This is a genomic window from Massilia sp. H6, assembly GCF_024802625.1.
Taxonomy (GTDB): Bacteria; Pseudomonadota; Gammaproteobacteria; order Burkholderiales; family Burkholderiaceae_D; genus Telluria.
The window spans coordinates 832,080-851,618 of record NZ_CP103371.1 but is presented as its reverse complement, the minus strand read 5'-3'; the positions used below and the strand labels follow the sequence as shown (position 1 = coordinate 851,618).

Genomic DNA, 19,539 nt, shown 5'->3' with positions numbered 1-19,539 from the left:
ACGCAAGGTCGATTGCTTTGCTGTAGTTAAAACACATCGGCGCGTTTGCTCGCGTACACAGCCGCGACGCGATTAGTTTGTATTTTTTTATTAATCAGGCGACGGAAAGTGGTTTCGTGAGCCGACCACGTGCGTCAGGACGTCGGCTCGCTCTTGCCTCGACGGGGCTACTGCTGCAGCTTGCTCGACTAGCGCCGCTTTCTGTGGTTGGCGTTGCCGCTATCAGTGGTGATTCAATAAAGCCTGGTTAAACTGCCCACAACAAAGAGTATCGTTCGAGCGCGCTAAGACCGCGGCATGATGCGTCAGCAGGACCGAAGCCTGTTGGGTATGGGTAACGCCCCGACGAAGCTTGGCCTCGGGCAGCAAGCGCCCAGGCGCTGCCCTCCTCTCCTGAGCCTACTCAGGCAAGCGCAGCCTGAAACACCACCACGTGATCCACCGCCACGCGAATCCCGATGGACTCTCCCAGCGCATGATCGTGATGGCTGGGTACCAGCGACAACACCTGTGCCCCGCTGCCCAGTCGCAGGGTGTACAGGAACTCTGCGCCGCGGAAGGCTTTGGCCACCACCTCGGCCTGTAGTGGGCTGGCATCGTCATGGATAATGTCGTCGGGCCGCAGCAGCACTTCAACCCGCTGGCCGCGCCCTCGTCCGCCATCACCCGACAGCTTGCTGCTGTAGAGCGTGCCCAGTTCGATATTGACCTGGTTATCGCCGAGCATTTTGCCCGGCAGGAATACCCCCTGGCCGACAAAGTCCGCCACGAAGCGGTTGATCGGCCGGTGATAGAGCTCGTAAGGGCGGTCCCACTGCTGGATACGCCCTTCATGCATGATGCCGACTTCGTCGGCCATGGCGAACGCTTCGTGCTGGTCGTGCGTGACCATGATGGCGGTAGTGCCCTCGTGGCGCAGGATGGTGCGCACTTCGAGCGCCAGGCGCTCACGCAGTTCCACGTCGAGGTTGGAAAACGGCTCGTCGAGTAGCAGCAGGCGCGGGCGCGGCGCCAGAGCGCGCGCCAGAGCGACCCTTTGCTGCTGGCCGCCAGACAGCTCATGTGGATAGCGCCCTCCTTCACGCGCCAGGCCGACCGTCTCCAGCAGGTCGGCGACCCGGGCGCGCCGCTCGCCGCCCGCCAGTTCGCGCAAGCCGAAAGCGACGTTATCGGCAACCGTCATGTGCGGGAACAGTGCGTAATCCTGGAACACCATGCCGACACGGCGCCGTTCGGCCGGCATGTGCACTTTGGCGCTGCTGACCAGAACGTCGTCGATCCATACTTCACCGCCGCTGACCTGCTCGAAGCCGGCAATGCAGCGCAATACGGTGGTCTTCCCGCAACCGGATGGACCCAGCAGGCAGCCGACCGAACCGGGCTCGAGCCGCAGCGAGAGGCCGTTGACCACGGCATGACGGCCGTGGGAATAGTCAATATTGTTCAGCTCAATAACCGACATAGGGCAACTCCATAAAGGGCATCCATTATAATTCTCATTCTCAACAGCACTCACCTGACGCCGCGCAGCGCCATTCTTCCTCACGATGTCCAACAAATCCGGCTGGTCTTTCCTCACCGTACAGGCGTTTACGGTCGCGCTGCTGATCGCCCTGCCGATCTTCAGTATCGTGGGCAGTCTGCTGGTCGGGGGAACCAATGAAGTGTGGCGCCACCTGGTCGATACCGTGCTGACCGAGTATGTGGCTACCACGCTAATGCTCTGCCTCGGCGTATCGGTGGGCGTGATTCTGGTCGGCGTGCCGACTGCCTGGCTGGTCAGCATGACCGACTTTCCCGGACGCCGCTTGTTCGAATGGGCGCTGATCCTGCCGCTGGCGGTACCCGCCTACGTGATGGCGTACACCTATACCGACCTGCTGCAGTTCGTCGGGCCGGTGCAAACCTGGATGCGCGAGGGCCTGGGCATCAAGCCATCGCAATTTCGCCTTCCTGACATCCGCACCAGTGGTGGCGCCCTGCTGATGTTCATATTCGTGTTCTACCCCTATGTCTACCTGCTGGCGCGTGCCGCTTTTCTCGAGCGCGCCAGCAGCATGGTGGAAGTCGGTCGATCGCTTGGCCTGGGGCCGTGGCGGAGTTTTTACCGCATCTCGCTGCCAATGGCGCGACCAGCGATTGTTGCTGGCACCTCGCTTGCTCTGATGGAAACCTTGGCCGATTACGGCGCGGTATCGTACTTTGGCGTTCAGACCTTCACCACCGGCATCTACCGCGCCTGGTTTTCGTTTGGCGACCGGGTGGCGGCGGCCCAGCTGTCCGCCGTGCTACTGGCCTTCGTAGCAGTGGTGGTGGTGCTGGAACGCTTCAGCCGCGGGCGGGCGCGCTTTCACGTCACCGGCGCGCAGCGCCGCAACACGCCGCCGCAGCGTCTGCATGGCCTGCGCGCGCTGGGCGCCGTACTGGTGTGCGCACTGCCGCTGACGCTCGGTCTGCTGATCCCGGTGGGTACCCTGCTGCACATGTCATTCACCGGCGGCGACGCCCAGTTCGGCGCGCGCTTCGTGCAGTTGGGCCGCAACAGCTTCGTGCTGGCGCTGGGCACGGCAGTCGCAGCGGTCGCAATCTCCCTGCTGCTGGCCTACGCGGTGCGGGCCAGCCGCCATCTGCTGCCGCGCGTGGTGACGCGCATTGTTGGCCTGGGTTACGCCCTGCCCGGCTCGGTCATCGCGGTTGGCGTGCTGATCCCAGTCACGCGCCTCGATACCTGGCTTGGTGTGGCCATCGCCGAACTCACGGGCCGTCATCCCGGCCTGCTGCTCACTGGCGGCATTGCCGCACTGGTGTACGCCTACCTGGTGCGCTTCCTGACCGTCTCGCTGCAGGCGGTGGAGGCGGGCCTCACCAAGGTCAAACCGAGCATGGACGACGCCGCGCGTTCGCTTGGCTACGGCCATGGCGCCACACTGTGGAAGATCCACTTGCCGCTGGTGCGTGGCAGTCTGCTGACGGCCGGCTTGCTGGTCTTCGTCGACGTGATGAAGGAATTGCCAGCCACCTTGGTGATGCGCCCGTTTAACTTCGATACCCTGGCCACGCAAGCCTATATGCTCGCGTCTGACGAGCGGCTGATCGAAGCGGCCACGCCAGCGCTGACCATCGTGGCGGTGGGCCTGTTGCCGCTGCTGCTGATTTCGCGCCAGATTGCGCGCGACCGCCACTCCAAGTGAAAATAGCCTGCCCCGGTTTAACGGAGCAGGCTCTTGATACGGTGCGCCGATCGCATCGGCGTGTGGATTACTTCCAGCCGGCCCGGTCGTAGATCTTCTGCACCCTGGCCTGCAGCTTACCCAACGTACCGACATTGATGGTCTCGGCCTTGTATTTGCCGAGCGCTTCGAGCGCCGGGTTCTGCGGCTTCACCGTGGCAACCACTGGCCACTCGTTGTTTCCGTCAGCGAAATACACCTGGGCCTGGTCCGATGCCAGGTATTCCAGGAACTTGACCGCCGCCAGCTTGTTCGGCGCGTGCCTGAGCATGCCGCCACCGGACACGTTGATGTGCGCGCCGCTGGTTTTCTGGTTCGGCCATACCACGCCGATCGATTCCATTACCTTCTTGTCTTCCGGCTTGGTCGAGCGCAGCATGCGCGCCAGGTAGTAGGAGTTGGCGATGGCCACGCCGCACTCGCCTGCCGCTACCGACTTGATCTGGTCGGTGTCACCGCCCTTGGGGGCGCGGGCGAAGTTGGCAACCAGGCCCTTGGCCCAGGCTTCGGTTTTATTCTCGCCCAGGCGATCGAGCAGCGAGGCGCCGAGCGACAGGTTGTATGGGTGCGAGCCCGAACGCACGCAGACCTTGCCGGCCAGCTTGGGGTTTGCCAGGTCTTCGTAGTTTTGCACGTCGGCGGGGGCGACAGCTTGCTTGTTGTACACGATTAAGCGCGCGCGCGTGGAAAACGCGATCCATTCCTCGGTGCGCAGGTGGGCCGGAATACGCGCCTCCAGCAGCTTGGAATTGACTTTGCCGAACAGGTTCAGTTCGTCGGCCTTCGCCAGGCGCGCCGCATCCACGGTCAGGAACACGTCGGCCGGGGAGTTGGCGCCTTCGTTCTTGATGCGCTCGAGTAGCTCGTTCTCGCCAGCTTCGATGCGGTTGATCTTGATGCCGGTCTGCTTGGTGAAGTCGCTATACAGCGCCTCATCGGTCTGGTAATGGCGTGCCGAATACAGGTTCAGCACCTTTTCTTGCGCGTGCACAGCGCCGGACGCACACACGTACAGTAAGGCAATAGTCGAGAGTTTCACGGATTTCATAATCTCAAAAATTAAAAATGACGGCGCACAGGGGCGCCATCGGGATTAGAAGTTGTAGCGCAATCCGGCCTGTACCAGGCGCGGCATGCTGGTCAGGATGCCACGGGTACGGTCGACGATATACTCCTTGTCGGCCAGGTTCTTCACGGTGACGAAGGCGGTATATGCGCCAGAAAAGCGATAGTTGACCGACGCGTTCAATACTGTGTACGACCCGATCCGTCCGGTCTGCCCGTCTGCCGATGCTGCCACGGTGTTGGCGAAGTCGCTGAACTGCTGGCCCACGTGCTGCGCTTCGAGTTCGGTGCGCAAGCTACCTGCCTCTATGCCGGCCGCCAAGGTCAGCGTGTGCTTGGGCGCGTAGGGCTGGCGCTTGCCGGCGGCACTGCCGGCAATAACCGCGCGGGTCGCGACGCTGCGGAACGCCTCGTCCTGTTTCGCGATCGGCAGCCAGGTCCAGGCCATGCGTCCGTACATGCCCCTGCCCAGGTCAGACTGGCCAGATACCTCGAGGCCAGAGAACAGCGCCCGGCCATTCGACAGCGGGGTGCTATTGCCGGCGATCGAGCCAACCGCGATGAGGTTGCGGTAATCGTTCCTGAAGTAGGCCACCTGGAAGCTGGAGCCGGTCCACGGCTGACCGCGCAGGCCGGCTTCGAAGTTTGCCGAGTGCTCTTCCGGCACCTCGGTCACGGTGCCGGCATTGCCTACCAGGTCTTCCACACGCTGCGGCGCAAAGCCCTTGTGCAGGCTGGAGAAGACGGTCAGCGACGAGCTCGGGTTCCAGGTCAGGCCGACGCCAGGCATCCAGGCCTCGACTGTCGACGCGCCGTTCGCGCCGCTCAGGCGATTGGTGCGCTCAGCCTCGATCCGCTCATGGCGCACGATCGGGGTGATATCAAGCGCGCCGAAATTGAAACGGTTCGAGAGGAACGCTGAATAGGCGCGGGTTTCGCGAAGGTTCGATTCGGCAAGGGTGCCAGTGCGTGCCAATGGCGACTTGCCGTTGATCTGGCGGCGCTGCTGTTCTTCGCCGTGGATGCGCACGCCGGCCTGCAGTTCTCCCATTGCATGCCTGACGTTCAGGCGCGGCTCGACACCCCAGGTCTCGTAATTGCGCAGGCGGCCTTGCACCGAGTCGCACTGATCCGGGTCGACGACGCTGCCGGCCAGGCGGGCAGCGTTGAAGGCTGCGCCACACTGCGCGTCCTGGCTGTTGCTGGCCTGGCGCCACCAGTCGCGGTCGAACTTCGAGTAGTAGACATTGGTCTGCAACGTGTTGCCGGGGCCGAACTCCCATTCCTGGGTAACCGACAGGCCGGTGCGCGCAGTCTCGAAACGGTCGTTTTTGAACGGATTGTAGCGCGCCCCAAAGCGGTCGTACTCGGCCTGGGTCAGGCCCGAATAGGTGACCTTTGAGTCCTCGCGCTGGTGGTTGGCGCGCAGGGTCAGCACGTGGTTGGTGCCCAGTTCGAGCACGTACTTGACGTTCAGGTCGTCGACCTTGTGCTCATTGTTGTCACGGGCACCCTCGCCCTCCTTGCGCGAGTATTCGAGGACTGCGCCATGCCCGCCGAGGCGCACCTTGCCGTTGGCGTAGTCGCGGTTGCCCACGGTGCCCTGGACATAGCCTCCCGGCGCCATCGGCGGCGCCGCAGTAACGTAGTTGATCACGCCAGAGACGGTCTGCGGGCCGAACAGCAGCGAGCCAGCGCCTTTCAGTACCTCGATGCGCTGTATGCGGTCGACGTTCGGATGGTAGTAACTGGCGTTGTCGCCGTACGGCGCGTAGGCTAGCGGAATGCCATCTTCCAACAGCGTCACCTTGGTCGAGCGGGTTGGGTTCAGGCCGCGCATGCCGATATTCGGGCGCAGGCCGAAACCTTCCTCATCTCGCACATTTACGCCAGCCACTTTGCGCAGCGCTTCGTTGGCGGTAAATACTCGGCTGGTTTCCAGGGTCTTGGCGTCAATGATCTGGCCGGCACCGGCGATCATGGGCAAATTGGCAGCGGAGCCAATCACGCGCACACTGGGAACGGCGATTTCACCTGACTCGGTGTTCTGGGCCTGTGCCGATACGACGGACGCGCAGACGGTCAGGACAGCGAGGATCAGTGGACGGAGCGTTGTACGGAGGATGCGGGGGTTGTTGTTGCAAGTGGTCATTGGGTGCAGTGTGGCTTGAGTGCGTTCGCGCTTCGCAAATGAGAGAAATTCTTAATGCGAATCATTTGCATTATATATTGCAATTGGCACTGCCGGCTCCACGTCAATAGCAGGGATGTCAATAAGCAACGGATGGGTGCTGCGTGCGTGTTGGCGGCGTACAGAGAAGCGCAGGGCGGCGTGGTGCAGGCCGATCAACCGGGCCGTGCGACAATCCCGATGAAGCCGCGCTGCGACAAGATCGGCGTTTTGAACGGAACATGACCAGGCATTACAGGCAGCTGCGTTCATCGGCGCTTGACATGTGGCCTCACTGCTGGCGCAGGCGGGCGCGCACCTCCAATATGCGAATTCGTGCGCAGCCAGAACGGCGCGTCGATTCTTGACGCTCCTCCTGGTACGCCCCATTGCGCCCGGCCGCAGCCGCGGTCTCGAGCTGGGCGCGCCAGGGTGGCGTGGAGCTGGCACTGCGTTCGGGCGCGAGCCAATTCAATAGAGGCCGGGCGATGTCAAGGCAGGGACCCGAGCAGCTGCGCCAGCTCGACCGGATTTACCGGCTTGGTCAGGTGATAATCAAAACCCGCCGCACGAGACGATGCTCGGTCTTCCAGGCGGCCGTAGCCGGTCAAGGCGATATAGGTACAGTTGCCGCTCGCATTCTGGGCGCGCATGCGTCGCGCCAGCTCGCGCCCATCGATATCAGGCAGACCGATGTCAAGCAACATGACTTGGGGGGCATCCACTCCGGCCATGGCCAGCGCGGCGGCGCCTCGAAAAGCTACCCGTACTCGATGCCCATGCGCCTCAAGAAATAGCGCTAGCGTCCGCGCTGCATCTTCATTATCGTCCACGACCAGGATATCGAGCGCTCTAGCCTGAGACACGTCCTTGATCGAAAGGTCGTCGGTTTCAGCTACGGCAGGACGTGCAAGCGGCAGGACCACCGTGAATGTGCTGCCCATCCGGGGGCCGGGACCGGGACTGGACACCTGGACCGCGCCACCGTGGCGCTCAACCAGGCTCCGTACCAGGGCCAGGCCAAGTCCCAAGCCACCCTGCGAGCGATCGGACGCGCGCTCCCCCTGGGTAAATAGTTCGAACACGTGTGCCTGCAGCGCCGGGTCGATACCAATGCCGTTGTCGCTGACCGCCAGCACAAGCTCATCGCCGCGAAGGGCGAGCGTGAGCTCGATGTTGCCCTTAAGCTCAGTGTATTTGGCTGCATTGTTAAGCAGGTTAGTCACTATCTGGACCAGGCGCGTGCCATCGCCAAACACTGGCACCTCGCCGTCAGGCATGTCCACTGTAAGCAAGTGTTCGCGCGCGTCGATCAGCGGCCGCGCCTGCTCCACGGCTTGACCGACAATCGCGCGCATATCGTGCAGGTCTTGGGACAGTACTACCATGCCACGGGTCACTCGCGAGACATCGAGCAGGTCGTCGAGCAGACGTGACATATGCAGTACTTGACGATCTATGATGGCGCCAGTCTGCTGTAGACGCGCCGGATCGGCCGGGCCCATCTTCAAGATCTGGGCGGCCATGCTGATCGGTGCGAGCGGATTGCGCAGTTCATGCGCGAGCATGGCCAGGAATTCGTCCTTGCGGCGGTCGGCGTCGCGCAGCTTACTCTCGGCCTCGCGGCGGGATGCAAGTTCGCGCTCAGCCAATCGGTAAGCTTCTTGAAGTTCGCGGCGGTTGACGTCGAGCGCGACGTTCAGCGCCCCGGCCCGCTTACTGCTTTCACGCGCGGCAGCGGCATGGCCATCGGCCGCAAAGGCCATGCGCTCCACGGCGAGCTTGGCAGCGAGCAATGGAAGAAGGGCGCGGATCTGCTCGCATTGGTCCGGATGCGGACGTTTTCCCAAGAACACAATCGTTGCCTGCGCGGCGGAGTCGGTCATGCCAAAGGCCATGATTTCGCCCACGCCGGGAGCGGGCATCAAGGCCCCGGCCAGCCCCTTTTGCTCGCACTCTCTTAAAAAACTTTGCCAGCGTCGGCCCTCGCGCAAGGTTTGCGGCAGCCCGGTCGCCGGTAAGAACACCCCGATTTCGCTGTCCTTGCCGAATAAGAGGACCTGATGCGCGCCACAATAGGCTGCCAGCGCAGCGGCGCCCTGGATACGGCTATCGGGCGCTTGCAACTGCGTGAAAATGGCGACGAGTTCGAACGGAATCATTTAGGTACTATTCAGGAATCGCGCAAACGATCGCAGTACAGTTATGGAATCCCGAGAATTGACCTTCCGCGCGGGCGATCTGCCCGTACGTATTGCAGCCGGCGAAATTGTCAGAGCCAAGCGTCTCTGCTACTGCCTTAAGCTCATCGCCAAAAGCCCGGCCCAGCCGCAGGCGAGTGGCGGCGCAATCGAATAGGAGCGATCCCGCGTGGCGCCCCCCTCGCAGGCCGCCAAGCGCCGCCTGCGAAGCCTGGCTTGCCGCTTCACTAGCCGAGCTTGCGGTCGCGACCATGAGGTGCACAGTCGCTCCGACGGGCACCGCCGCCGCGCACGAAACCGAACCATCCTCGCCGAGCGAGAGCGGGACACGCAGTTTGAAGCCGTCGCCGGTATCGATGCCGATCACGTTATGAAGAAAAAAGGGAAGCGGATCGTCGCGCCGGAAAACCTGGCCTGTACGCTCGGCATGGTCGGCAAACACGTCTCCGGCCGGGATGGCGTTCAGACTGATCACCCTGTTGCCATCGGATTCAGTCACGCGCAGAGGTTCGCTAGCGGGCTCCCAGCCGTGGCGAACGCCCAGTCCAATCGGCCGCTTCGACAGCATTTCAAGCACGACGACCGCATCGTCATGCACGCTACTGCCCATGAATACATGGGTCTGCTGAAAGCGCGCATCGTCGGCAGCGCCGCCGCCGAAAAGCTGGTACATCCCACCCGTGCGCACTGTCATTTCGTGGATCATGTCGTCGGTGTAGCCGGCAAGAGCATCCGTGAGAACCAGCGCGCAGCGATAAGGAAAATCACCGTGCTGCGCGCCAGTAAACACTGGCATGATCTGATCCAATGCGGCCATGGGATCGACGCTGACGCCCTTGCCGAGCGCAGCATTGAAGCGGATATCCTCGCCCCGGATCGCCATGAGCGAGGCCGATGCGTTGCTATCATCACAGCCAGAAAACTCGCCGGCCGAGGAACAGCCAACCATGATGCCAGGCTTGCAGCCGTACTCGATCGCCTGCAGCAGCGCTCTGTAATCGAATTCGGGAGAGGCAAAGACAATCACCACGTCCGGGCTGTGCCCCCCTAGCTTTTTGACCACCTCAGATGCCAGAAAACTGCCCGCGTCGGCTTCGTTGCGAAGCACAGTGTGGCTGACGGCAACTTGATTTTGCGGCATTGCTTCCCCTGTGGCAGATCAAAAAAATTTATAGCCTGACACAATACTTCACTTGCGACAAAATTGCACAACCGTACTGTGCAGCACTGAGATCGTGGGTTTACTCGAAGCCTGTGAATGTGACGGAGGTAGATATAACCTGGCTCCGGTTCCCGCATTTCCCCCTTCAGCAATGATGCTGCACTGCTCGACGTGCAAGGTGCAAGGCCGCCACCGCGCGCATAAACAGGCCAGCATGGCTTGACCCGTGCCCAACAATGCCCCCCATGCGCAGAGCACTTCCCGACAGTAGTGTGATTCCAATTGAACATCATCGATAAACAAGCACTGATAGACTGAAGCTTCGCTCACGCAACAAAAGTTCCATAGCACTGAGCTGGCTATCCGATATTGAATTGCCGACGCGGGCTGGCTGAGTTACCCGGACTGATCCAGGTAAGCATCCTGCCCAATCCTGTTCTGCTTTGTATGTAGGCGTCCCTTCGCTCATGACCATTAAAAGTCCGCTGCTCAAACCGGCGCCGCATCGCACGCACAGTGCGTTCTCCATCGCAGGTCATCCGGTTCACGCGATGCTGGTGTCCTTCCCGGTCGCCTTCACATTAGGCGGGCTGGCATGCGACCTGGCTTATTGGTGGACGGGTGATGTGTTCTGGGCCCGCGTCTCGCTCTGGATCATCGGCGCTTCGTTCATCCTGGGCAGCCTGGCCGGCCTGGCCGGCACCATGGATTTCATCCTGGTGCACAAGATTCGCCGGCACGTGGCGAGCTGGAGCCATTTCATTGCCGCAGTCATGCTGATCTCGCTAATTGGTGCGAACTGGTGGCAGCGCGTGGTGGATCACGAAGCGGCGGTGCTGCCCTGGGGCCTGTTTATGTCGGCGGTCAGTGCGCTTTCTTTGAGCGTGGTTGGCTGGTTCGGAGGCAAGCTCGTATTCCATCACAGCATCGGCAGCGAGAATCTAGAAGAATAAGCTGGCGCTCAAAATGGCTTTTGCACCACCAGGGTCACCACTGCGGTAATAAGCAACACCGGGGCCAGCAACAGCAGGCGGTAGAACCATATCGAGTGCACCGGACCTTGGACCTTGAGCTCCTCCATCAGGTTGCCACAATAGACATGGAAGAACACCATGAATAGAACCAGGCTCAGCTTGACAGGTAACCAGCCGCCGGAAAAACCCTGCAGGAACAGCAACCAGATTCCGAAAATGATGGTCAGCAAACCCGCGGGAGTCATGACGAACGCATAAAGCGTGTGCTGCACCTTGAGGAAACGTTGTCTCTCTTCATCGTCCTTTGCTGAAGCTTGGTGAACCAGCAACTGTGGAAAATACAGCAAGGTGGCAGACCACAGCAACAGAAAGGCGATATGCAGAGTGAGCACGAGTAACATGAGCGTGACTTTCCCTAATGCAGTGTGGTTGGGCACCTCGAAAAATCATCGCGCATGCGGCGCGCTGCAGTTTTCGAGCTGTCCTGAGAATAACGATCAGCGCAGATCCAGGCAACACCCGGACCGCTCCTACAGTATTAACATTACTAGCATAAAGTTGGCGCCATGCATGACGATTCTCCCATCAGCTTCACAACCCGCGCCGGGATCGCGGCAACGTTAGCGCTCCTGGCGGGCTGCGAGGGCGTGCAGTCTTCCCTTGCGCCCAAGGGCCCGGCTGCAGCGGAAATTGCGCACATCAGCTGGATCATGTTCATCGGCGCAGCCTTGATACTGCTGCTCGTCATGACATTGGCGCTGTACGCCATGTACCGGGCCCCGGACAAGCGTATTCCTGTCGCGGCAAATAAACTGATTATTGCAGGCGGTGTTGCCTTCCCGGCAGTGACACTGACGGCCCTGCTGGTCTATGGCGTATGGTCCATGGGCTCGTTACGCGGCGATCCCCAACCGACACTAACCATCGATGTGATCGGCAAACAATGGTGGTGGGAAGTGCATTACCAGCGCGACGTGCCGGGCGCAGGCTTTGCCACGGCAAATGAAATCCATATTCCGGTGGGCGTTCAGGCAAAAATCAGGCTGCATTCAAACGACGTGATCCACAGCTTCTGGGTGCCTAACCTGGCCGGCAAGATGGATGTCATGCCGGGCCAGGTCAATTCGCTGGTGATCCAGGCTGACAAAGAAGGCGTGTTTCGCGGCCAGTGTGCCGAGTTCTGCGGTGCGCAGCATGCGCGCATGGCCTTTTTTGTTATTGCCCAGCCGCGCGACAAGTTCGATGCCTGGATGGCGCAGCAGCGCGCGCCAATGGCTGCGCCCACCAGCGACATGGGGCGGCGCGGCCAGCAAATCTTTCGGGACAATCGCTGCATGGAATGCCATGCCGTACGGGGGAACGACGCGGCCGTCAATTCGGCGCGCAATGGCCCGGACCTGACCCATATTGCCAGCCGGACGCATCTGGCAGGCGGCACACTACCGAACACCCGCGACAACCTCAAACGCATCATCGCAGACAGCCAGGGCATCAAGCCCGGCAGTCACATGCCTGCTTTCCCCGACCTCAGCGCCGACGCGCTCGAGGCCCTAGCGTCTTACCTGGAGGGTTCGCCCTGATGACATTGCCAGCTTCACCTTCGCCTGCGGCATCCGGCCCTGCCCCCCACCTGGCCCGCCTGCAGGCGATCTGGGAAAACCCCTCCGGCCTGGGCATGCTCACGGTGGTCAATCACACGACGATCGGCTTGCGCTTCATTATCACCGGCTTCATCTTCTTCTTGATTGGCGGCATTCTGGCGATGTGGATACGCAGCCAGCTCGCGTTCCCCGGCAACGAGCTGCTCGACCATAAGACGTATGCCGAAGCGTTCACCATGCATGGCACCACGATGATGTTCTTCTTCGCGGTGCCCATGATGGAAGGTATTGCGGTCTACCTGCTGCCAAAGATGATCGGCACGCGTGACCTGATCTATCCGCGCCTGTCGGCGTTCGGCTACTGGTGTTATCTCTTCGGCGGCATACTGCTGTATTCAAGCTTCCTGTTCGACGCGGTACCGGACGGCGGATGGTTCATGTACGTGCCGCTCAACAGTGCGCAATTCTCAGCCGGCAGCAATGTCGATTTCTGGTTGCTGGGCGTGACCTTTGCCGAGATTTCGGCAGTGGCGGCCGGTGTGGAACTGATCGTCGCAATATTGAAGACCCGCACTTCCGGCATGGCCATCCACCGCATGCCGCTGTACGCGTGGTACATCCTCGTGATGGCATTCATGATCGTTTTCGGCTTTCCGCCGCTGATCCTGGCGTCGATCTTGCTGGAGATTGAACGCGCCTTCGGCCTGCCCTTCTATGACACTGCGCTCGGTGGCAACCCCTTGCTGTGGCAGCACTTGTTCTGGATATTTGGCCATCCTGAGGTGTACATCATTTTCCTTCCGGCGGCCGGCCTGGTCACGACGATACTTCCCACCTTCGCGCGGCGCCCCATGGTGGGCTACAACTGGGTGGTCATGGCGGTGATCGCCACTGGCTTCATCAGTTTCGGCCTGTGGGTGCATCACATGTTTGCGGTCGGCATCCCCTTATTGTCGCTGGCATTTTTCTCGGCGGCCAGTATGGCGGTCGCCATCCCGACCGCCATCCAGGTGTTCGCCTGGATCGCTACGCTGTGGAGCGGTAAGCCGGTGATCAGTACGCCAATGCTGTATATCCTGGGCTTCCTGTTCATCTTCGTGCTGGGCGGCCTGACTGGCGTGATGGTGGCGCTCGTGCCGTTCGACTGGCAGGTCCATGACACGCATTTCGTCGTCGCCCATTTGCACTACGTCTTGTTTGGCGGCATGGTCTTCCCGATGTTTGCCGCCTTTTATTACTGGCTGCCTTTGCTGTCCGGGCGTGAACCCTCCCTGCGCCTGAGCCGCGTCGCCTTCTGGACCATCTTTATCGGTTTTAACATCACCTTCCTGCCGATGCACCTGACCGGGTTGTTGGGCATGCCGCGGCGGGTATATACCTATTTGCCCGAATTGGGCTGGGGCCCGCTCAATCTGATATCCACTGTGGGTGGGTTCATTTCAGCCATCGGCGTGGCAATCCTGATGATCGACGTGATCACGCATTTTATTGCCGGCAAACGCGCCAGACCCAATGTCTGGAATGCAGGCACTCTCGAATGGGCGACGCCGACGCCGGTTCCGGCCTACAATTTCGCGTCGCAAGCGCATGTCGACGACCGCGAGCCGCTATGGAAGAATCCTGCTCTAGCGCAGGAAATACAAGAGGGACGCCATCTTCTCGGCCATGCCGATCCAAGCCGCCGCGAGATCCTGATGACCAGCATTACGCATGCCAAGCCGCAAGCAGTCGCGATTTTGCCTGGCAATACCATTGTGCCGCTGATCGCCGCCGGCTTGACTTCGGTGTTCTTCATTGGCTTCCTCGCGAAGCTCTACTGGCTCGCTGCCATCGGTGCGGCAGCCACACTGGGCGCCCTGCTGGTATGGGCCTGGCAAAACGGATCGCGTCAAGAGCTGGGCGATGTCGATGAGGGTAGGCATGGTCTGCTGCCAGTGCATTATCGGCTGTCGCTGACGCCCGGATGGTGGGGCACCCTGTTCGCCCTATTGGCCGACGGCACGCTTTTCATTTCCCTGATCTTCGCCTATTTTTTCCTGTGGACCGTCTCTGCGCAGTGGCCGCCAGCGGCCTACCGCGAGATCGGCCTGGGCTTGCCGAGTGCTGCGTTCGCGGTACTGCTGCTGGCTGGACTGGCGGCATGCCTGGCAGAAGCCAGCGTGCGCGAGGCGCGCAGCGGCCGGGCGCAAGTGCTGTATGCCACGGCGGCCATATCCGGTGTGCTGTTCGTCGTCCTGCAGGTATGGACGCTGCAGGGAAGCGGCTTATCGGCGAAGGCACATGCTTACGGCGCCCTGGTTCATACCATCAGCGGCTTCCAGTTCGTGCATGTCGTCATTGCGGTCGTGATGGCCCTGTTTGCCTTGTTGCGGGTGCGACATGGCTACCTGCATCCCACCAGGCCAGGCGAAGGCAAGGTAGTGTCACTTTTCTGGAAATACACGATGCTGCAATGGCTCCTCGGTTTCGCCACCATCCACGTGTTTCCCTTGGTCGTGGGAGCTGGCTGATGGATACTTCGACCTTCAGGCGACTACTCACGCTGGCAGGCGCCCCGCTTGTCTGGATGGTGCATTTCCTTGCCTGTTATGTCATCGTGTCGCTCGCATGCGCTTCGTCGCTGCATGAAGTTCGCGTCATGGGCCTGAGTGCCGTACAACTGGGCATCGCCGCTTCCACCCTGGTTGCCGGTGCGCTCATCGTCATGATCGCCGCGCCCAGGCTGCGCGACTGGCGCCATCCAACCGGGCCCGATCCAGAGCTCAGCCGCTTCTTTGCCATCAGTACCTTGTTGCTGTGCGCGATATCGCTGCTGTCCATGCTATGGGTCGCGTTTCCAACTTCCATGCTGCCCACATGCGCTTCCTGAAGCCTTCTTACTGGCGGTGTTGCGCGCTTGCCCTACTGCCGACCCGGGCCTTCGCCCATGCCGGGGAAAATCACGACAGCTGGTGGACGCTGGACCCGCTAATCATCACGCCGATGCTCCTGTTCGGCGTTCTTTATCTTGGCGGACTGTTCACGCTACGGCGCAGGAAGCACGCAGGCATTGCAATGCAGCCCCTGGCGCTTGCAAGCGCGGTATTGGGAGCACTTGCTCTGTTCTTTGCACTGATCTGGCCGCTGGACGCTTTTTCCGAGTCCAGTTTTGCCGTACACATGGCCCAGCATATGCTGTTGATCGCGGTTGCCGGTCCGCTACTGGCACTGGCAAGGCTTGGCATTCCCATCAATGCCGCCATCGCCGCCGTATCGCCTGCCACGGCGGCGGTACTTTCCCACCCGCGCAAATGGCTGCGCCTGCTGCTGCTGCCTTCCGTTGTGTTCGTTCTGCACGGCGCGGTGATCTGGGGCTGGCATTCGCCGGCGCTGTTCGAACTGGCGCTGCGGATCGAGTGGATACACACGCTGGAACATCTGAGTTTTTTGGTTGCCGGCTACTGGTACTGGACAGTGCTGATCCGCCATAGCGAGAACGAAGCCTATGCATCGGCAACACTGTCGGTGCTGTCCACGCTGATGCATACCGGTCTGCTGGGCGCATTGTTTACCTTCGCATCGCGTCCCATTTATTTCACCTATATCGAGACTCAGGGCAGCGTGGCCATGGCACTGCGAGACCAGCAACTCGCCGGCTTGCTGATGTGGATTCCCATGGGTGCCTGCTACCTGATCGGCGGCCTGGCATTTGCCGCCGCATGGCTGCGTGCTGCAGAACGAATGGAGGGAGGCCGATTGTAAGGCGCGCGCATGGCGACTCTCGCTACACGAGCTTTTCAATGTACGGTCATGCGCTCAAGGCCCCGGTGGGGCCAGGCGGTGCAAAGATGGCTTGCAGGTCATCCTGGGTAATCTGCAGGGCCTGGGCCGCGCCGCCGCTGAGTACGGCATCGGCCAGCGCGGCCTTCTTGTGCTGCATTTCCTGGATTTTTTCTTCCAGCGTTGCCTTGGCGATGAGCTTGTAGACGAAGACCGGCTTGTCCTGGCCGATGCGCCAGGCGCGATCGGTTGCCTGGCTCTCCACGGCCGGGTTCCACCATGGATCATAGTGGATGACCGTGTCGGCCGCCGTCAGGTTCAGGCCTACTCCCCCGGCTTTCAGGCTGATCAGGAAAACTGCTACTGCGCCGCTCTGGAAGGCCTCCACCGGGGCGCTACGATCCTTGGTGTCGCCGGTGAGCAAGGCATAGGCAATCGAGCGTGCACGCAGTTCGTCCTCGATCAGCGACAGCATGCTGGTAAATTGCGAGAACACGAGTATCTTGCGCCCTTCGTCGAGTAACTCGTCGAGCATGCTGGTCAGCTCAGCGAGCTTGGCCGACGGCGCCTTGCTCTTGCGTCCACCAGGCACGCTGACCAGCCGCGGATCGCAGCACACCTGGCGCAGCTTGAGCAAGGCCTCGAGGATGATGATCTGGCTACGCGCCACGCCCTTGCGCGCGATCGCCTCGCGCACCTTCTTGTCCATCGCCAGGCGCACCGTTTCGTACAGGTCGCGCTGGGCGCCGGCCAGGGTAACCTCCCTGAGCATTTCCGTCTTGGGCGGCAGCTCTTTGGCGACATGGTCCTTGGTCCGTCTTAACAAGAATGGTTTCAGGCGCCGCGTCAGGAAATCGTTGCGCTGGCTGTCGCCGTCGCGCTCGACGGGCTTGCGAAAATCGTTGTTGAACTGCTTCTCGTCTCCCAGCAGGCCGGGCAGCAGGAAATGAAACTGCGACCAGAGTTCGCCCAAGTGGTTTTGCAGCGGCGTACCCGTCAGGCACAAACGATGGCGCGCGCGCAGCAAAGAGGCGGTTTCGGCCGCCTTCGAGCGGTGATTCTTGATGTACTGCGACTCGTCGAGTATCAGCAAATGGAATTCCTGCCGCAATAGATCTTCTTCGTCGCGCGGCAGCAGCGCGTAAGTGGTCAGCACCAGGTCGTGGTTCGCCATCGCGCCAAAGCGGGTAGCGCGATCGGCCCCATGCAACAACAGCACGCGCAGCGCCGGCGCGAAGCGCGCCGCCTCGCTCTGCCAATTGGCCATCAGGCTAGTGGGCGCCACCACCAGCGCTGGCCGGTCGAGGCGACCTGCTTCCTTTTCGAGCAGGATATGCGACAGGGTCTGGATGGTCTTGCCCAAGCCCATGTCGTCAGCCAGGATGCCTGCCAGGTCGTATTCACGGAGAAATTGCATCCACGCCAGACCGTCCTGTTGGTAGGGCCGTAGCGTCGCTTGCAGGCCGCCAGGCGGCGCAACCGGGCGCACCCCGCCAAATCCGGCCAGGCGCTGGCCAAGGGCGCGCAGCTGCTCGCCCCCCATCCAGCGCAACTGGGCGCCGGCCTCGAGGGCTGCCAGCCGCGCCGCGTCGAGCTTGGGCAGGCGCATGGCCTTGCCGACGCGCTCCAAAAAATACAGCTCGCCCAGGGTAGTCAGGATGGGCCGGACGCGGCTCCAGGGCAGGCCCACGCGCCCGCCACCGGGCAGGCTTGCCATCAAGAGGTCGGTATCGGCATGGGCGGCCAGCGCCTGTGCGTCGAATTCCTGGGGCGCTCTGCGGATCAGTTGCAGCAGGATCGGTAGCAAGGGCACGCGCTCGCCTTCGACCACGATCCCCAGTTCCAGTTCGAACCAGGCCTGTCCGGCGCTGCCCTGATCGACGTTGGCATACCAGTCGTCGATCTCGCGCAGGTCGAAACCGAATGTGGGCGTCAGTTCCACCAGCCAGCCTTGCGCGCGCAGCGCTGGCAAGCCTGCGCGCGCGAACTCGATCCAGGCGTGCGTGCTGGCCAGGGCGCGCGCCCCATGGACGCGACTCAATTCAGGCGCGCTGCTGCGCTGGAAGCCATAGCCGTCGAGGATAGCCCGTGCGCGCGCTTCGGCAGGCTGGTCGCGCACGATCTGCTCGCTGCCATTGGCCGTTATGCGTAGCAGCACCTGGTTCGCGTCGTCGGGCACGCGCTTGCCGTCGTAGTCGAAGGCCAGCACGGCGTAATCGCGGCCGCCGGGATCGGTGGCGCCGTCCTGACGATGCTCCATGCTGCCAAGCAATAGATAAGGCGTGGGCAGGATATCGCTGCGCACGGCTGTTTCCGGAACAGGCGGCAATGGAAACAATCGATCGAGCTGCAAGGACTGCATTCTGGCGGCCAGGCCGGCAGCTTGCCCATCCGCGACCACGGGGGCTTGTCTCACCGCCTCGAGCAAGGCTGCCACAGGCACCGTGGCGAGCCCTGCCGGCAAGTCAAGTTCGCCCATCTGCCCCGCATGCAGATACATTGGCGGATCGGTGGGCAAGATCGTTTCGATAGCCTGGCCATCGGCTTGCCACAGCAGCCGCAAGATGCCGTGATCGTCGCGCCAGGCCAGTTCGGCACGGCGGCGCGGCCCGCGCGCCAGCAGCTGCATCTTGCCCTTGAGGTCCTTGCGCGAGTCGGCCTGCAGCAAGATGCCGCGATCGAGCAATTGCATCAGCAGTTGTGCTCCCAGCGCTTCGCGTGGGTATGCCACCGTGCCAAAGGTGTCGTTATCGGGGCGCAAGGCAAGAAAGCTGCGAATCAGGGCGCTTTCATGGGGCTGCCCGCCAGACGCCGAGGTAGCCAACTCATAGCCATACTTGACCGCGCTGGCACTGGCATAGCCGCCGCCGGGACGCGGACGTGAGCGGCACACCAGCAGTTCGAGGCGGTCTTGCTGCTTGCCGGGGACAAGCACGAATACCAGGTCCGCGCCCTGCCGCTGCGCCGCGCCATGGGGCGCTACAGGCTTGACGACCTGCGCCAGGCGATCGAGCCATACCGAACTGGCATACGGCAAGGGGGCAGCGCCATGGGCTTGCACCGGCTGGCGTTCCAGGTAGGCGAACAGCACGGCCGCCACATGCTTGCAGTTGTACTCCATCGGACAAGTGCAACTGCCGTCGATGACAATGCCGCCATCCTGGCTGATGTAAATAATTTGCTCGTAGGCCTGGCGCCAGCTACCGCCGACCACTCCCTCGATTTCTTCTTGCGTGAAGCTGCAGGCATGCACCTTTCCCTGTCGAAAATAGTCAAGGCCGCGCGCGCAGGTCGGGCCGTCGATGTTGGCGTACACATCGCTGTCGCTGAAAAAGGGAATGGGCATGGGGGAGAAACTGGTAGGAGTAATCACAACC

General features: G+C 61.7%; 13 protein-coding genes. 6 read left to right on the top strand and 7 right to left on the bottom strand.

Going from position 1 to position 19,539, the window contains the following annotated elements:
- Positions 1 to 403: 403 nt before the first annotated feature.
- Positions 404 to 1,462 (bottom strand): ABC transporter ATP-binding protein, encoded by a 1,059-nt coding sequence (locus tag NRS07_RS03775; protein ID WP_259211321.1) that lies wholly within the window; start codon positions 1,460 to 1,462, stop codon positions 404 to 406.
- A gap of 85 nt (positions 1,463 to 1,547) precedes the next feature.
- On the opposite strand from NRS07_RS03775, the gene NRS07_RS03770 reads away from it, so the two are divergent.
- The gene (locus NRS07_RS03770; RefSeq protein WP_259211319.1) at positions 1,548 to 3,191 is read left to right on the top strand and encodes an iron ABC transporter permease; all 1,644 of its coding nucleotides are present in this window, start codon (positions 1,548 to 1,550) and stop codon (positions 3,189 to 3,191) included.
- 67 nt (positions 3,192 to 3,258) lie between these two features.
- Here the strand turns inward: NRS07_RS03770 and NRS07_RS03765 are convergent, their stop codons facing one another.
- From NRS07_RS03765 to NRS07_RS03750, 4 genes are all read right to left on the bottom strand, one after another.
- Positions 3,259 to 4,278 carry an extracellular solute-binding protein gene (locus NRS07_RS03765; protein WP_259211318.1) on the bottom strand — a complete coding sequence of 340 codons (1,020 nt, stop codon included), beginning with the start codon at positions 4,276 to 4,278 and terminating at the stop codon, positions 3,259 to 3,261.
- A gap of 45 nt (positions 4,279 to 4,323) precedes the next feature.
- A complete protein-coding gene (locus NRS07_RS03760; protein ID WP_259211317.1) occupies positions 4,324 to 6,276 on the bottom strand; it encodes a TonB-dependent receptor domain-containing protein in 1,953 nt (650 codons plus the stop codon).
- A 680-nt stretch (positions 6,277 to 6,956) separates the two neighbouring features.
- Positions 6,957 to 8,627 carry an ATP-binding protein gene (locus NRS07_RS03755; RefSeq protein ID WP_259211316.1) on the bottom strand — a complete coding sequence of 557 codons (1,671 nt, stop codon included), beginning with the start codon at positions 8,625 to 8,627 and terminating at the stop codon, positions 6,957 to 6,959.
- A gap of 7 nt (positions 8,628 to 8,634) precedes the next feature.
- Positions 8,635 to 9,807, bottom strand: coding sequence for an FIST signal transduction protein (locus NRS07_RS03750; RefSeq protein WP_259211315.1), 1,173 nt, complete (start codon positions 9,805 to 9,807; stop codon positions 8,635 to 8,637).
- Between the two features lie 488 nt (positions 9,808 to 10,295).
- Between NRS07_RS03750 and NRS07_RS03745 the strand changes: the two genes are divergently transcribed.
- Positions 10,296 to 10,781 carry a DUF2231 domain-containing protein gene (locus NRS07_RS03745; RefSeq protein ID WP_259211314.1) on the top strand — a complete coding sequence of 162 codons (486 nt, stop codon included), beginning with the start codon at positions 10,296 to 10,298 and terminating at the stop codon, positions 10,779 to 10,781.
- 8 nt (positions 10,782 to 10,789) lie between these two features.
- On the opposite strand, the gene NRS07_RS03740 is transcribed toward NRS07_RS03745, so the two are convergent.
- A complete protein-coding gene (locus tag NRS07_RS03740) occupies positions 10,790 to 11,203 on the bottom strand; it encodes a CopD family protein (protein ID WP_259211313.1) in 414 nt (137 codons plus the stop codon).
- A gap of 165 nt (positions 11,204 to 11,368) precedes the next feature.
- Here NRS07_RS03740 and coxB point away from each other — a divergent pair, with 165 nt between their 5' ends.
- The 4 genes from coxB to NRS07_RS03720 are packed head-to-tail and all read left to right on the top strand — an operon-like array spanning position 11,369 to position 16,144.
- Entirely contained in the window at positions 11,369 to 12,382 is a 1,014-nt protein-coding gene (coxB, locus tag NRS07_RS03735; protein WP_259211312.1) for a cytochrome c oxidase subunit II, read from the top strand.
- Entirely contained in the window at positions 12,382 to 14,913 is a 2,532-nt protein-coding gene (ctaD, locus tag NRS07_RS03730; RefSeq protein ID WP_259213457.1) for a cytochrome c oxidase subunit I, read from the top strand. The genes coxB and ctaD overlap by 1 nt, the downstream gene beginning before the upstream one ends.
- Positions 14,913 to 15,272 carry a hypothetical protein gene (locus NRS07_RS03725; protein ID WP_259211311.1) on the top strand — a complete coding sequence of 120 codons (360 nt, stop codon included), beginning with the start codon at positions 14,913 to 14,915 and terminating at the stop codon, positions 15,270 to 15,272. Before ctaD ends, NRS07_RS03725 begins: the two co-directional genes overlap by 1 nt.
- Complete coding sequence (locus tag NRS07_RS03720) at positions 15,260 to 16,144, top strand: cytochrome c oxidase assembly protein (RefSeq protein WP_259211310.1); 885 nt, start codon at positions 15,260 to 15,262, stop codon at positions 16,142 to 16,144. The genes NRS07_RS03725 and NRS07_RS03720 overlap by 13 nt, the downstream gene beginning before the upstream one ends.
- Before the next feature lie 46 nt (positions 16,145 to 16,190).
- Here NRS07_RS03720 and NRS07_RS03715 read toward each other — a convergent pair whose 3' ends face one another.
- Entirely contained in the window at positions 16,191 to 19,508 is a 3,318-nt protein-coding gene (locus NRS07_RS03715) for a DEAD/DEAH box helicase (RefSeq protein ID WP_259211309.1), read from the bottom strand.
- Positions 19,509 to 19,539 lie beyond the last annotated feature (31 nt).

What these genes read in the sequence shown, in the direction of transcription:
- NRS07_RS03725 (WP_259211311.1), top strand. Translation starts at nt 14,913, where the DNA reads ATGGATACTTCGACCTTCAGGCGACTACTCACGCTGGCAGGCGCCCCG.
- ctaD (WP_259213457.1), top strand. Translation starts at nt 12,382, where the DNA reads ATGACATTGCCAGCTTCACCTTCGCCTGCGGCATCCGGCCCTGCCCCC.
- NRS07_RS03770 (WP_259211319.1), top strand. Translation starts at nt 1,548, where the DNA reads ATGTCCAACAAATCCGGCTGGTCTTTCCTCACCGTACAGGCGTTTACG.
- NRS07_RS03750 (WP_259211315.1), bottom strand. Translation starts at nt 9,807, where the DNA reads ATGCCGCAAAATCAAGTTGCCGTCAGCCACACTGTGCTTCGCAACGAA.
- NRS07_RS03745 (WP_259211314.1), top strand. Translation starts at nt 10,296, where the DNA reads ATGACCATTAAAAGTCCGCTGCTCAAACCGGCGCCGCATCGCACGCAC.
- NRS07_RS03715 (WP_259211309.1), bottom strand. Translation starts at nt 19,508, where the DNA reads ATGCCCATTCCCTTTTTCAGCGACAGCGATGTGTACGCCAACATCGAC.
- NRS07_RS03765 (WP_259211318.1), bottom strand. Translation starts at nt 4,278, where the DNA reads ATGAAATCCGTGAAACTCTCGACTATTGCCTTACTGTACGTGTGTGCG.
- NRS07_RS03760 (WP_259211317.1), bottom strand. Translation starts at nt 6,276, where the DNA reads ATGATCGCCGGTGCCGGCCAGATCATTGACGCCAAGACCCTGGAAACC.
- NRS07_RS03740 (WP_259211313.1), bottom strand. Translation starts at nt 11,203, where the DNA reads ATGTTACTCGTGCTCACTCTGCATATCGCCTTTCTGTTGCTGTGGTCT.
- NRS07_RS03775 (WP_259211321.1), bottom strand. Translation starts at nt 1,462, where the DNA reads ATGTCGGTTATTGAGCTGAACAATATTGACTATTCCCACGGCCGTCAT.
- coxB (WP_259211312.1), top strand. Translation starts at nt 11,369, where the DNA reads ATGCATGACGATTCTCCCATCAGCTTCACAACCCGCGCCGGGATCGCG.
- NRS07_RS03720 (WP_259211310.1), top strand. Translation starts at nt 15,260, where the DNA reads ATGCGCTTCCTGAAGCCTTCTTACTGGCGGTGTTGCGCGCTTGCCCTA.
- NRS07_RS03755 (WP_259211316.1), bottom strand. Translation starts at nt 8,627, where the DNA reads ATGATTCCGTTCGAACTCGTCGCCATTTTCACGCAGTTGCAAGCGCCC.